The following is a 12,574-nucleotide window of genomic DNA, read 5'->3' as shown; positions in this document are numbered from 1 at the left end:
GCGTCGACAAAGCTTTGAATTGTGAGCCAATGTGTTGATTCCGGACCCAGGACGCGTGCCGCGCCGCATCCTCCGGTCGAGAATTTGCGGCGCGTTCGCGTCTGACTCTGGTATCGCGTGGAAAATCTGCGCATTTGCGGCGGATGATTCTAATCTTCTTTGCAAGCCGGCCCCTGCCATGACGACCGACACCATTCTTGAAGACGCCCGCTGGCAGCCTCTGGAGCTTGATCGACTGGCCGACCGGGCCGCGCGTGTGACGCTGTCGCATCTGGGCCTCGATCCCGCGGCGTGGGAGATCGCCGTGCTGGGCTGTGACGACGCGCGCATCGCGGCGCTTAACGCCGATTTCCGGGGCAAGCCCGTGCCCACCAATGTCCTGAGCTGGCCGAGCGAGACGCGCGGCGCGGCACAGGACGGCGAAACGCCCGCGCTCCCTGCGTCGGGCGGCGACCCCGAGCTGGGCGATATCGCCATCGCTTATGACACCTGCCTTCGCGAGGCCGAGGCCGGCGCGCGTCCGCTGGGTGACCACGTGACGCATCTTCTGGTACACGCCATTCTGCATTTGCTGGGGTATGACCACCTGCGTGACAAGGATGCCACGCTGATGGAACGCACAGAGGTGGCGATACTTGGCAAGATGGGTCTTCCTGACCCATATTGAGACAGTTTGCGGCGCGGGTGACCGCGCCTTTTCGGAAAAAGGGACCATGGGCGACAGTAACGACGAATCCTCTAGCGCGGCGCAGAGCGCGCTGTCCGAGGACCAGGATACGGACCAGACCGAAGGCGGGTTTTTCCGCCGGTTTTTCGGGGCCTTCAGCCCCGACGAAAACGAAGAGGGCGACGCGGACGATATCGCGCGGGAGGCCGTGTCGAGCGGTCTTGGCCTAGGCAACCTGCGGACCATGACGGTCGAGGACGTGGCCATCCCCAAGGCCGACATCGTTTCAGTGCCCGCCACGATCTCCAAAGACGAGCTGGTGCAGACCTTCCGCGACAGCGGGCTGACGCGCTTGCCGGTCTATGACGGCACGCTCGATACGCCGATCGGCATGGTGCATCTCAAGGATTTCGCGCTCAAGCACGGGTTCAACGGCACTGGTGGGCGATTCTCGCTCAAGAAAACGTTGCGGCCGCTGCTTTATGTGCCGCCCTCGATGTCGATCGGGGTGCTTTTGCAGAAGATGCAGGCCGAGCGCCGGCACATGGCGCTGGTGATCGACGAATACGGTGGCGTTGACGGGCTTGTGACCATCGAGGACCTGATCGAACAGGTCATCGGCGAGATCGCAGACGAGCACGATGTGGACGAGGGCCGCTACTGGACCGAGGAAAAGCTTGGTTCTTACGTCGTACAGGCCAAGACACCGTTGGAAGAATTCGAGGAAGAGATCGGCTTTTCGCTCACCGATTTCGAGGAGATCGACGAAGAGGAGATCGACACGCTGGGTGGTCTGGTCTTCATGCTTTTGGGCCGGGTGCCCGTGCGCGGCGAACTGGTCGAGCATCCCAGCGGCATCGAGATCGAGGTGATGGACGCCGACCCGCGCCGCATCAAGCGGCTTCGCGTGCGCCTGCCGGACAGCCAGGCCGAGGCGTGAGCGGCCCGAACGTGCCGGTGCGACTGGCCGGGATGAGCCTGCGGCGACGTCTGTTTCTGGCCGGTGCCTGCGGCGCGGCGGCCGCGTTGGGGCAGGCGCCCTGGGGGCTCTGGCCGCTGAGCCTGCTGGCGCTGGGCGCGCTTTACGGGCTTTTCGGAGCCGAGACCGGCTGGCGGCGCGCGGCGCTTCTGGGGCTGGTGGCCGGCACCGGGCATTTCCTCATTGCCTTAAGCTGGATCGTCGAGCCGTTTCTTGTCGACCCGGTGCGCCATGGCTGGATGGCGCCCTTCGCGCTGGTGTTCCTGAGCGCGGGCATGGGCCTGTTCTGGGCCTTGGCGCTTGGGATTGCGCGCGCAGCCGGGGGCGGCGCGGCGGCGGTTCTGGGCGCGTTCGTGCTGGCCGAGGCGTTGCGTGGCTGGCTTTTCACCGGCTTTCCCTGGGCGCAGGTGGGGCATGTGCTGATCGACACCGATCTGCGATTCTGGTCCTCGCTGGGCGGCGCACCGGTCTTGACCGTTTTGGCGTTGGTCGGTGCGGTGGCGGCCTGGCACGTGGCTTTCGGGCGGCGCGGGGCAGGGGCGCTGGGGCTGGTGGCGCTGGCGGCGCTCTACATCGGGGGCGGCGCGCTGATGCCCGTGGCGCAGGCGGACCCAGAGGCGCCGGTGGTGCGCCTGATCCAGCCCAACGCGGCGCAGCATGAAAAATGGGACCCCGAGATGATGCCGGTCTTTTTCGACCGGCAGCTGCGGTTCACCGCCGCCCCTGGCGGGGGCGGGCGGCCCGACCTGATCGTGTGGCCGGAAACGGCGGTGCCCACGCTTTTGAACCGTGCGGGCCCGACGCTGTCGGCCATCGCGGCGGCGGCGCAGGGCAGCCCGGTGATGCTGGGGCTGCGCCGGGTGGAGGGCGCGCGGATCTACAATTCGCTTGTTGTGATCGACGATCTCGGCCTTGTGACGGCGTCCTACGACAAGCATCACCTCGTGCCCTTCGGCGAATACATGCCCTTTGGCGCGCTTTTGGGGCGGCTGGGCATTCACGGCCTCGCCGCCGAGGAGGGCGGCGGATACTCCGCCGGGCCGGGCCCACGCCTCATCGACCTCGGGTCTCTGGGGCAGGGGCTGCCGCTTATTTGCTACGAGGGGGTCTTCGCGCGCAACGTGGCCGGCGCGGCGGCACGGCCGGATGCCATCTTCATGATCACCAACGACGCGTGGTTCGGGCAGGTCTCCGGCCCCTATCAGCACCTCGCGCAGGCGCGGCTGCGCAGCGCCGAGCAGGGCCTGCCGATGGTGCGGGTGGCCAATACCGGCGTGTCGGCGGTGATCGACGCGGCAGGGCGCGTCGTGGCGCAGATCCCGCTGGGCGAGGCGGGCTGGCGCGACATCGCACTGCCCGGCGCGCGCGCCCCCACGCTTTATGCCCGCACGGGCGACCTGCCGCTTTGGGCCTTGGCGTTTCTGGCACTGCTTGCGGCACGTCTGCATGCCGGCAGAGTTAAAGATTGACGGCGACTCGCGACCTGCCTATGCAGTCCGAAACCCGTCACAACGGCTTCCTGGCGTGGCGGCGCAAATCCAATGGAGCAATCAATGTCCCGAAAGAATTACGTCTTCACCTCCGAATCCGTGTCGGAGGGTCACCCGGATAAGGTCTGCGACCGGATTTCCGATGCCGTGCTCGACGCGTTCCTTGCCGAGGAACCGACCGCGCGCGTGGCCTGCGAAACCTTCGCCACCTCCGGCATGGTGGTGATCGGCGGCGAGGTGGGCCTGTCCGACCAGGAGCGGCTCAAGAACTATATGGGCCGGATCGGCCAGATCGCGCGCGACTGCATCCGCGACATCGGCTACGAGCAGGACAAGTTCCATTGGAATACCTGTCACGTGCTGAACTTCCTGCACGAGCAGTCCGCGCATATCGCGCAGGGCGTCGACAAGGACGGGGCGGGCGACCAAGGCATCATGTTCGGTCACGCCACCAACGAGACCGACGCGCTTATGCCCGCGCCCATTCAGTTCAGCCACGCGATCCTGCGGCGTCTGGCCGAGGTGCGAAAATCCGGGGTGGAGCCGACCCTGCGCCCGGATGCGAAAAGCCAGATCTCGCTGCGCTACGAGGACGGAAAGCCGGTCGAGGTGACGTCGATCGTGCTCTCCACGCAGCACGAAAGCGAAGACCAGACCAGCGACGATATCCGCGCCATCGTGGAGCCCTATATTCGCGAGGTGCTGCCCGCCGAATGGATCTCGGACAAGACCGAATGGTGGGTGAACCCCACTGGAACCTTCGTGATCGGCGGCCCGGATGGTGATGCCGGCCTCACGGGCCGCAAGATCATCGTGGACACCTATGGCGGGGCCGCCCCGCACGGGGGCGGGGCGTTTTCCGGTAAGGATCCCACGAAGGTGGACCGGTCTGCTGCCTATGCCGCGCGCTATCTTGCCAAGAACGTGGTCGCCGCCGGCATGGCCGAGAAATGCACGATCCAGCTCAGCTATGCCATCGGCGTGGCCAAGCCACTCTCGATCTACGCCGAGACCTACGGCACCGGCGAGGTCGACCCGCAGGGCATCGAGCGGGCCATCGCCAAGTCGATGGATCTTACCCCGCGCGGCATCCGCGAACATCTGGACCTGAACAAGCCCATCTATGAACGCACCGCGGCCTATGGCCATTTCGGGCGCGAACCGGATGCCGATGGCGGCTTTAGCTGGGAAAAGACGGATCTGGTCGACGCGTTGAAGAACGCCGTCTAAACCTTTGACAGACGTGCAGGAAAGGCCGTTCCCGGTGCCGGGGCGGCCTTCCGTGTTTAGAGATGAAGATCGGGGAGCACATGCCTGAGAAAAAAGGGAAATCCCCTCATCATGGATCGGGCGCGCCTTGGCGGAACTTCTACGGGCGGCTAAAGGGCAAGCACCTGCGCCCCTCGCAGAAGACCTATCTTGACGAGGATCTCGCCGCGTTGTCGCCCGGCCCGGTCGACTGGGACGCGAACCCCGAGCGGAGGAACCTGGACCTCAAGGCGCTTTTCGGTGACCGACCTCTCTGGCTTGAGATCGGGTTCGGCGGCGGCGAACATCTGGTTCATCAGGCCGAACAAAACCGCGAGGCAGGGTTCATCGGGTGCGAGCCCTATATCAACGGCGTCGCCATGCTTTTGGGCAAGATCCGCGCGGCCAAGTGCGACAACATCCGCATTCACCCCGGCGATGTGCGCGATCTTTTCGATGTGCTGCCGGATGCCAGCGTGGCAAAAGCGTTCCTGCTCTACCCTGATCCCTGGCCGAAGAAACGCCACCACAGGCGGCGCTTCGTGACGGCCGAACACATGGAGCCGCTGGCGCGGGTGATGCGGCCCGGCGCGATTTTCCGCGTGGCGACAGATATTCCCGATTACGTGCGGCAGACGCTGGAAACCGTGCCCAAACATGGGTTTAAGTGGCTTTGCGAAGGCCCCGAAGATTGGCGTCAGCCGTGGGATGACTGGATCTCCACCCGCTACGAACAAAAGGCGCTACGCGAGGGGCGCGTGCCGCATTACCTGACGTTCCAGCGCGACTGAGCCCGCTCAGGCGGCAAGCTTGTCGCCCAGCCGTTCGAGCATGGTCAGGCATTGTTGCATCTGGTCGACCGAGACGAACTCGTCGGCCTTGTGCGCCTGATCGATCGACCCCGGTCCGCAGACCACCGCCGACATGGAAAGGTTCTGGAAAATCCCCGCCTCGGTGCCGAAGGGGACGACGTCGGCGGCATTGCCGCCGGTCAGTTCCATCAGGATATCGCGCGCCTCATTCGGATCGGTCGGGATCAGGCCGTCGACTTCGCCCAGCGTTTCTGTGGTGATCTCGGCCTCGGGCCAGACCTGCCGCATCGCGGGCAGCAGCGTGTCCTCGATATAGCCGCGCAGATCGGCCTTGACGAATTCCGCGTCCGAATGCTGGACCGGCCGCATTTCCCAGTCGACCCGCGCCTGGCTGGGGATCACGTTATGTGCCACGCCGCCGGTCAGCCCGCCGGTGTTGATCGTGGTCCAGGGCGGCTCGAACCGGCTGTTTTCCGGGGCGCGCTCGCGCAGCGCGTCCTTGAGACGCAGAAGCCGCGAGACATAGCGCACGGCGTATTCGACCGCGTTCACGCCCCGATCGGGCGACGAACCGTGCCCGGCAAGCCCGGTGAAATGGGTCGAGTATTCGTAACAGCCTTTGTGGCCTTCGATAATGCGCATCGAGGTGGGTTCGCCGATTATGGCCACGCCCGGACGGATCTGTTTCTCGCGCAGGGTGTCGGCCAGCGCGCGTGCCCCGAAACAGCCCACTTCCTCGTCATAGGTGAAGGCGAAGTGCAGCGGGCGGCGGGTCACGCGGGGCGCCAGATCGGGCGCCATGGCGATGGCGGCGGCGATGAAGCCCTTCATGTCGCACGATCCCCGGCCATAAAGCTTGCCGTCCTTTTCGGTCAGCGCGAAGGGATCGAGGCTCCAGACCTGATCGGAGACCGGCACGACGTCGGAGTGCCCCGACAGCACGATGCCGCCGTCGATCTCTGGGCCGATGGTGGCGAAAAGATTGGCCTTCTGGCCGGTCTCGTCATGGATGATATCGACACGCGCGCCGGCCTCTTCCAGACGTCCGGCCATATAGGCCATCATGTCGAGGTTGGAATATTCCGAGATTGTGGGAAAAGCGATGAGATCGCCCAGAACCGACAGGGTGTCGGACAGCCTGTCCATGCCCAGTATACCTTTCTCTTGCGACTTCCGGAACATTGAGAGCGCGAGCCGGATGCGTCAAGCAGGTTTGTCGGTTCGCGCCGGGTAAGGGCCGCTAAACCCCTGCCAGACCTGTGTGCGGGCCATCGGCGAGGGGGTCGTCATCGGGTTTAGAGCTCTGGAAAGATTGGATTATCTTGCGGTTCGTGACATATTTGCACAGGTGGTTGTGGTCGGAATGTGATATCCAAAGGCTTAGACGATCAAACCTGCGCAGAGAATGCGGGGTCTTTGAGATGCGTGGTAGATACCGTGACAGCGATTGATCACGTCGTCCGTACGGCGTGGCCTGTGTTTTGTGCACCGAGGTCAGAGACGCGCCGGAGACGGTGGCGATTTAAATGGCCAAGACGCCTGGGGCAAACCCTGAGCCCGTCGGTCCCGGGTCAGGGGGATATCGCCCTGGCCCAATCCGTGCGAGGCTGGCGTATCATGACCCGCAACATGCCACTCCGATGCCACAGCCAGAACCTGCGCGGTCCTTCTCTCGCGTCGTTGGGGTGGGGCGGCTGATGCCGGGGTCCGCCGCCTGGTCGCCCCGCCGGCTTTTCCGGGCCTTGCTTCGGCTCGGGATGGTGATCGTGCTGGTCATCGCAGCCAATCAGCTGCTGCAAGGCCTGCAGGCGCGTTTGGATCTGGAGCTGAGCCTGGCCAATGCCGACAGGCTTCGCTCGATGGTCTGGGTGGCAGCGGGGCTTTATACCCTGGCGCTGGCGGTGCCCTTCGTGCCGGGGGTCGAGATCGGCCTCGCCCTTATGGCCGTGCTCGGGCTCAAGGTGGTGCCGCTGGTCTATCTCTGCACCATCGCGGGGCTTTGCCTTGCGTTTCTTGCCGGCCGCTCTATCCCGCTGGCGTCTCTCGCGCGGCTGGCACGGGACGCGCATCTGCGCCGCACAGAGGATTTGCTTTGCCGGTTCGACCGGGTGCCCGCCGCGCGCAAGCTGGCGTTTCTGCTGCGGATCGTGCCGGGACGGGTTTCGGCGGTGCTGCTGCGGCACCGCTATCTGGCGCTGCTGGTGCTGATCAACCTGCCGGGCAATGTTCTTATCGGCGGGGGCGGGGGCATTGCCCTTATGGCCGGGGCAAGCCGGATCTTCACCTGGCCGCGGTTCCTTCTGACCGTGGCGGTGGCGGTGTCGCCGGTTCCGCTGGCCCTGATGCTGGCCGGTCCGCGCTTTCTTGCGCCCTAACACGGCCTTGATGCGCGGAGGGCCTGTAAGCCGGATTCTGTCGGGGATGACCATTCATCTGGGCACGCGGTCGCCCGCGCGCTCGTGCTGCCTACCCGGATCGCGGGCCAAGGCGGCCCGTGCGCGATCCCTATTCGGCATTGCTCCCGGTGGGGCTTGCCGTGCCGGTCCGGTTGCCCGTCCCGCGGTGGGCTCTTACCCCACCGTTTCACCCTTACTCGTGCGGTTTGCGTCAGCGAACTGCAGAGCGGTTTGTTTTCTGTGGCGCTTTCCCTCGGGTTGCCCCGGCCGGGCGTTACCCGGCACCGTCGCCTTGTGGAGTCCGGACTTTCCTCGGCACCTTTCGGTGCCGCGGCCATCCAGCCCTCCGCGCCCGTTGCAGGTAAGCGGCGCGGACCGCGTGGTCAAGCGCCGCCTGCCGATGCTAGAATATCCGCACCGGGGCGAGGGAGGCCGCGATCATGGAAGATGCGCATGTCTACGAGGATCAGGAATTCGGCCATGTGATCGGCCCGGGGCGCAGGATCGCGCTTCTGGTGGTCGATTTCGTCAACGGTTTTCTGGACCCGGCGCTGTTCGGCGGCGGCAACATCTCCGAGGCGGCGGCGCGTACCGGCCCGGTCCTGCAGGCCGCGCGCCGCGCGGGCGCGCCGGTGGCCTTCACCCGCATCGTCTATGCCGGGAATGGCGCCGATTGCGGAGTCTGGTGCGAAAAGGCGCCGCGCCTGCGCGAGCTGACCGACGACAACCCTGCCAGCCACGTGATCGATGCACTGCGGCCCGCACCGGGCGAACTGGTCCTGCGCAAGACGCAGGCCTCGGGCTTTTTCGCGACCCCGCTTGCGGGATGGCTGACGGGACAGCATGTGGACACGGTGCTGGTCACCGGCTGCACCACCTCGGGCTGCGTCCGCGCCACGGTGGTCGACGCGATGAGCCATAATTACCGGCCCCTCGTGGTGCGCGATTGCGTGGGCGACAGGGCGCTCGGGCCGCACGAGGCCAACCTGTTCGATATGGAACAGAAATACGCGGATCTTGTGACGGCCGAAACGGCGATCAGTCTTCTCTGACCGGAAAGCGCTTTGCGAGATCGGCGATCAGGGCAAGGTCGACATCGTCCTGCGGGCCCGCCTTGCCGGGACGAAACCGCAGGCGGAATGCGGCCAGAAGGCTGTCGGGCTCTGTTTCGGCAGTATAGCCGAAGGTGCGGGCATGCGCCTCGAACGTGCCGGTCACAGCACCCTGCGGCGCGGGCCAGACCGACAGATCCGCGCGCGCCAGCCGCGCCCAGTCGAAGCGCGGGCCGGGATCGTTCTTGCGGTCAGGGGCCATGTCGGAATGCGCGATCACCCGCTCGGGCGGGATCGCATGCCGGTCAAGGATATCGCCCAGCAGAATTTCCAGCGCCGCCATCTGCGGGGCGGGATAGGGATGCGCGCCGGTATTGGCCAGCTCGATCCCGATGGAGCGGGAATTGACGTCGTCGACCGCGCCCCAGCGGCCGGTCCCGGCGTGCCAGGCGCGCTGAACCTCCTCGACCATCTGGATCACGTCGCCGGTCTCCGAAATCAGGTAATGCGCGGAAACTTCGGCCTCGGGGCAGCACAGCCGGTCTCGCGCCGCGGCACAGCTTTTCATCGCGGTGTGATGCAGCACCACCAGATCGGGGCGCGCGCCCTTGCGCCTCGGGCCGAAATTCGGAGAGGGATGCCAGGCCGGCCCCATGCGAAGGGGCTAGCCGCGCACCGCCGCGCGGAAGGGGCGCGGATCCCAGCCGCAGGCATAGCCGTCGCCGTCGGGATCAAGGCCCAGCCGGTCGCGCTGCGGGCCGCCTTTGTCCAGAAAGTCGAGCTGCGCCTGATCGGGCGAGGCGTAGCCCGCGCACGCGCGCTGGGCCTTGGCATCCTTGTTGATGCCGACGCGGCTGTAGACCTGTGTGCCGATGGGGTGCTTGGTGGACAGCGCGTAATCGACGATATTGGGGCCTGAACTGGTGCGCGAGGGCAGGGCGGTCGGCTGAACCACCTGGTATTGCGCCCGGTTGCGCGCGATAAGTGCGGCGTCGTCGTCGATGGACCGCACATCGCCCACGGCATTGAAATCGTTCTCGTCCGAGATGCCGGTCGCGGTGGTGACCGTGCGCGGCGCGGGGTTCGACGGGCTGGCGTTGACCACCGTCTCGCCGGAATTGGCGCGTGTCTGGTTCAGGCGCGCGGTCGCCTCTGCCGCAAGCTCTTCGGCGCTGGACGCGCCGCTGCGCGGGGTTTCGTCGGAAATCGCGCCGGAATTCGGCACGGCGTTGCCGGCCAGTGCCGCATCGCGGGCGCGCTGCGCCTCAAGGTAGCTGTCGTAATTGCCAAAGCCGACGCCGGTGCCCGGGTCGGGCGCGCCGCTGTCGGGCACGGCGGGTGCGCAGGCCGTCAGGGCGGCCAGCGCCGCCATGCAAAGGATCGGTTTCATCTGGATCACATGCCTCATGGTTCGGGCCGGTCTTACCACCATTTCGCGGGCTTCGCCACAAAGCCGGCGGCCTGCTCCAGCGCATAGGCGGTGTTGAGCAGATCGCCCTCTTCCCAGGGCCGCCCGATCAGCTGCAGCCCCAGCGGCAGGCCCTGCGCATCGAGCCCCGCCGGCACCGAGATCCCCGGCAGACCGGCCAGGTTCACGGTGACGGTGAACACGTCGTTGAGATACATCTCGACCGGGTCGTCGCTTTCGCGGCCCAGCTCGAACGCGGCCGACGGCGTGGCCGGCGTCAGGATCGCATCGACGCCCGCGGCGAACACCTCGTCGAAGTCGCGCTTGATCAGCGCGCGCACCCTGCGGGCGCGGTTGTAATAGGCGTCATAAAAGCCCGCCGACAGCACGTAGGTGCCGATCATGATGCGGCGCTTGACCTCGTCGCCAAAGCCCTCGGCGCGGGTCTTTTCATACATCTCGGTGATGCCGTCGCCCTGCGCGAGCTTGGCGCGGTGGCCATATCGCACGCCGTCATAGCGCGCGAGGTTCGAGGACGCCTCGGCAGGTGCGATCACGTAATAGGCGGGCAGGGCGTATTTCGTGTGCGGCAGCGAGATATCGCGGATCTCGGCCCCGGCGGATTTGAGCATCTCGGTGCCGTCCGCCCAAAGCTTCTCGATCTCTTCCGGCATGCCGTCCATGCGGTATTCCTTGGGAATGCCGATCACCTTGCCCTTGATGTCGCCTGTCAGCATCGCCTCGAAATCCGGCACAGGGATATCGGCGCTGGTGCTGTCCTTGGGGTCATGGCTGCACATGGTGCGCAGCATGATGGCCGCGTCGCGCACGTCCTTGGTCATCGGCCCGGCCTGATCGAGCGACGAGGCGAAGGCGACGATCCCCCAGCGCGAACAGCGCCCGTAGGTCGGCTTGATGCCGGTGATGCCCGTGAAGGCCGCCGGCTGACGAATGGAGCCGCCGGTGTCGGTGCCGGTCGCGGCAAGGCAGAGATCGGCAGCCACCGCAGCGGCCGAGCCGCCCGAAGACCCCCCGGGGGTCAGCGCGGTTTCTTCGTTGCCGCGCCGCCAGGGGTTCACGGCATTGCCATAGGTCGAGGTCTCGTTCGAGGAGCCCATGGCGAACTCGTCCATGTTGAGCTTGCCCAGCATGACCGCGCCCGCGTCGAATAGGTTCTGCGTCACGGTCGATTCGTATTCCGGACGGAACCCTTCAAGGATCGCCGAGGCCGCCTGGCTCGCCACGCCCTTGGTGCAGAAGAGATCCTTGATCCCCAGCGGCACGCCGCAGAGATCGGGCGCATCGCCGTCCTTCAGCCGCGCATCTGCCGCCTTGGCCTGTTCGCGCGCGAGATCCGGCGTGGGATGTACGAACGCCCCGAGCGCGCCCGCGCCCTCGGCGGCCTTGAGACAGGCCTCGGTCAGTTCGGCTGCGCTCGTCTCGCCGGTGCGCAGCGCGTCGCGCGCCTGCGCGATGGTCAGCGTGTTCAGATCGGTCATTATTCCACCACCTTCGGGACGGCAAAGAACCCTTCGCGCGCGTCGGGCGCGTTTGACAACACCTTGTCCTGCTGGTCGCCCTCGGTCACCACATCCTCGCGCCGCTTGAGGCGCATCGGGCTGACCGAGGTCATCGGTTCCACGCCCTCCACATCCACCTCGGACAGCTGTTCGATGAAGCCGAGGATGGTGTTGAATTCCTGCGCCAGCGCCGGAAGATCGTCCTCTTCCACGCGGATGCGGGCGAGCTTGGCCACCTTGGCGGCGGTGTCGGTGTCGATCGACATGGGGCGGGTCTCCTGCGTCTGTCGCGTGTCGTTTAGCGCCGGGGGGCAAGCGGCGCAAGCATGTGGGCGCGGTAGGTCTCGATCATCCAGGCCAGCATGACCGCGTTGAGCAAATGCCAGGCGAAATGCGTGCCGACGGGGAACGCGGCGCAAAGCGGCGCGTCGAGCCCCCGGAAGGTGAGCGAGACCAGCAGGATCGCCGCCCCAATGCCGAGGTTGCGGGCGGTTGTCGGGGCCGAACGGCGCAGGATAAGGGCGTATGCGGCGATCAGCACGGGCAGGATCAGGTAAGGCCCGGACGGCCCGTAGACCGGCACGCCCGCCAGAAGCGCCGACATCACCGCCGCGCCGGGCACGACGCCCGCTGTGATCAGCGCGGAGACCGGCCAGGAAAGACCCAAGAACGCCCTGCTGGCGGCATAGGTGTAAAGCAGCGCGAACAGGGCGATGGGCAGCACGTCGGCCAGCGCCGCCCATGGCTGCGCGAACGTGTGGAACAGGAACGAACCGATCCCGATCAGCGCCAGAAGCGCCGTCAGCGCCCAGGCCACCGGCAAGCCCGTCCCGCGTAAACGCCGCGCGATGATCCCTGCGGCCAGCAGGAAGGCCAGGTTGGTCACCGCATTGATCGGCTCGGCCCAAAACCCAGGCGCGAGCCGTTCGCAATAGCCATCGACGGCCGCTGTCCAGTCCATGCTTTTCCTCAAGGCTCCATGCGCTAGGATCAGGCCAAACA

13 protein-coding genes, 1 other RNA gene and 1 riboswitch are annotated in these 12,574 nt (G+C 66.2%); of the genes, 7 read left to right on the top strand and 7 right to left on the bottom strand.

Annotated features, from left to right (window positions below; translation table 11 throughout):
• Positions 1-178 precede the first annotated feature (178 nt).
• The 5 genes from ybeY (at position 179) to trmB (ending at position 5,175) form a co-directional block, all read left to right on the top strand.
• A complete protein-coding gene (ybeY, locus tag EZV60_RS07290) occupies positions 179-667 on the top strand; it encodes an rRNA maturation RNase YbeY (RefSeq protein WP_135503801.1) in 489 nt (162 codons plus the stop codon).
• Between the two features lie 46 nt (positions 668-713).
• Positions 714-1,607, top strand: a complete 894-nt coding sequence (locus EZV60_RS07285) for a hemolysin family protein (RefSeq protein WP_135503912.1) — start codon at positions 714-716, stop codon at positions 1,605-1,607.
• A 32-nt stretch (positions 1,608-1,639) separates the two neighbouring features.
• Positions 1,640-3,115, top strand: a complete 1,476-nt coding sequence (lnt, locus tag EZV60_RS07280; protein ID WP_135503910.1) for an apolipoprotein N-acyltransferase — start codon at positions 1,640-1,642, stop codon at positions 3,113-3,115.
• Between the two features lie 31 nt (positions 3,116-3,146).
• Positions 3,147-3,195, top strand: a riboswitch (SAM-SAH riboswitch).
• Between the two features lie 4 nt (positions 3,196-3,199).
• A complete protein-coding gene (metK, locus tag EZV60_RS07275; protein WP_135503799.1) occupies positions 3,200-4,366 on the top strand; it encodes a methionine adenosyltransferase in 1,167 nt (388 codons plus the stop codon).
• Positions 4,367-4,446: 80 nt separating this feature from the next.
• Entirely contained in the window at positions 4,447-5,175 is a 729-nt protein-coding gene (trmB, locus tag EZV60_RS07270; RefSeq protein WP_210115065.1) for a tRNA (guanine(46)-N(7))-methyltransferase TrmB, read from the top strand.
• Between the two features lie 6 nt (positions 5,176-5,181).
• Here the strand turns inward: trmB and argE are convergent, their stop codons facing one another.
• Entirely contained in the window at positions 5,182-6,342 is a 1,161-nt protein-coding gene (gene argE, locus EZV60_RS07265; protein WP_135503795.1) for an acetylornithine deacetylase, read from the bottom strand.
• Positions 6,343-6,893: 551 nt separating this feature from the next.
• Between argE and EZV60_RS07260 the strand changes: the two genes are divergently transcribed.
• Positions 6,894-7,571, top strand: coding sequence for a hypothetical protein (locus EZV60_RS07260; RefSeq protein WP_135503793.1), 678 nt, complete (start codon positions 6,894-6,896; stop codon positions 7,569-7,571).
• 10 nt (positions 7,572-7,581) lie between these two features.
• Here the strand turns inward: EZV60_RS07260 and rnpB are convergent.
• Positions 7,582-7,942, bottom strand: an RNA gene (gene rnpB, locus EZV60_RS07255) — RNase P RNA component class A.
• 90 nt (positions 7,943-8,032) lie between these two features.
• Between rnpB and EZV60_RS07250 the strand changes: the two genes are divergently transcribed.
• Complete coding sequence (locus EZV60_RS07250; RefSeq protein ID WP_135503791.1) at positions 8,033-8,644, top strand: isochorismatase family protein; 612 nt, start codon at positions 8,033-8,035, stop codon at positions 8,642-8,644.
• Here the strand turns inward: EZV60_RS07250 and EZV60_RS07245 are convergent.
• The 5 genes from EZV60_RS07245 to EZV60_RS07225 are packed head-to-tail and all read right to left on the bottom strand — an operon-like array spanning position 8,631 to position 12,533.
• The gene (locus tag EZV60_RS07245; RefSeq protein WP_135503789.1) at positions 8,631-9,299 is read right to left on the bottom strand and encodes an N-acetylmuramoyl-L-alanine amidase; all 669 of its coding nucleotides are present in this window, start codon (positions 9,297-9,299) and stop codon (positions 8,631-8,633) included. The genes EZV60_RS07250 and EZV60_RS07245 overlap by 14 nt on opposite strands.
• Before the next feature lie 9 nt (positions 9,300-9,308).
• A complete protein-coding gene (locus EZV60_RS07240; protein WP_245306242.1) occupies positions 9,309-10,052 on the bottom strand; it encodes a hypothetical protein in 744 nt (247 codons plus the stop codon).
• Between the two features lie 14 nt (positions 10,053-10,066).
• Positions 10,067-11,551, bottom strand: coding sequence for an Asp-tRNA(Asn)/Glu-tRNA(Gln) amidotransferase subunit GatA (gene gatA, locus EZV60_RS07235; protein WP_135503785.1), 1,485 nt, complete (start codon positions 11,549-11,551; stop codon positions 10,067-10,069).
• Positions 11,551-11,838 carry an Asp-tRNA(Asn)/Glu-tRNA(Gln) amidotransferase subunit GatC gene (gene gatC / locus EZV60_RS07230; RefSeq protein WP_135503783.1) on the bottom strand — a complete coding sequence of 96 codons (288 nt, stop codon included), beginning with the start codon at positions 11,836-11,838 and terminating at the stop codon, positions 11,551-11,553. The genes gatA and gatC overlap by 1 nt, the downstream gene beginning before the upstream one ends.
• A gap of 32 nt (positions 11,839-11,870) precedes the next feature.
• Positions 11,871-12,533 carry a ceramidase domain-containing protein gene (locus tag EZV60_RS07225; RefSeq protein ID WP_135503781.1) on the bottom strand — a complete coding sequence of 221 codons (663 nt, stop codon included), beginning with the start codon at positions 12,531-12,533 and terminating at the stop codon, positions 11,871-11,873.
• Between the last annotated feature and the right edge of the window lie 41 nt (positions 12,534-12,574).

Origin of the sequence: Roseovarius aestuariivivens (genome assembly GCF_004761875.1) — a bacterium.
GTDB lineage: Bacteria > Pseudomonadota > Alphaproteobacteria > Rhodobacterales > Rhodobacteraceae > Roseovarius > Roseovarius aestuariivivens.
The sequence above is the reverse complement of the archived record's forward strand: the minus strand, read 5'-3'. Positions and strand labels throughout refer to the sequence as shown.